This is a genomic window from Bradyrhizobium algeriense, assembly GCF_003062295.1.
Taxonomy (GTDB): domain Bacteria; phylum Pseudomonadota; class Alphaproteobacteria; order Rhizobiales; family Xanthobacteraceae; genus Bradyrhizobium; species Bradyrhizobium algeriense.
The window spans coordinates 1-436 of the sequence record NZ_PYCN01000278.1 but is presented as its reverse complement, the minus strand read 5'-3'; the positions used below and the strand labels follow the sequence as shown (position 1 = coordinate 436).

The window sequence follows — 436 nt, the reverse complement described above, 5'->3', positions numbered from 1 at the left end:
GTATCAGGACACCAACGTCGCCCAGTATCTCTGGCTCAGGCTCCTTGCCCAGGCGCGCAAGAACTTGTGCTGCGTCGGCGACGACGACCAGTCGATCTATGGCTGGCGCGGTGCAGAAGTCGACAACATCCTGCGCTTCGAGCACGACTTTCCCGGCGCCACCGTGATCCGCCTGGAGCGCAATTACCGCTCTACCGGCCATATCCTCTCCGCCGCATCCGGGCTCATCGCCAAGAACCAGGGCCGCCTCGGCAAGACCCTGCGCACGGAAGACGAGCCGGGTGAAAAGGTGACGATCACCGGCGCCTGGGATTCCGAGGACGAGGCGCGTCTTATCGGCGAGGAAATCGAGGCCCTGCATTCCAAGAAGCACTCGCTCTCTGAGATCGCGATCCTGGTGCGCATCTCCGCCCAGATGCGCGAGATCGAAGACCGG

General features: G+C 63.3%; 1 protein-coding gene. It reads left to right on the top strand.

The features are described 5' to 3' along the window. A partial coding sequence (locus tag C7G61_RS43495) for a UvrD-helicase domain-containing protein (protein ID WP_190242301.1) occupies positions 1-436 on the top strand: 436 nt, incomplete at both ends.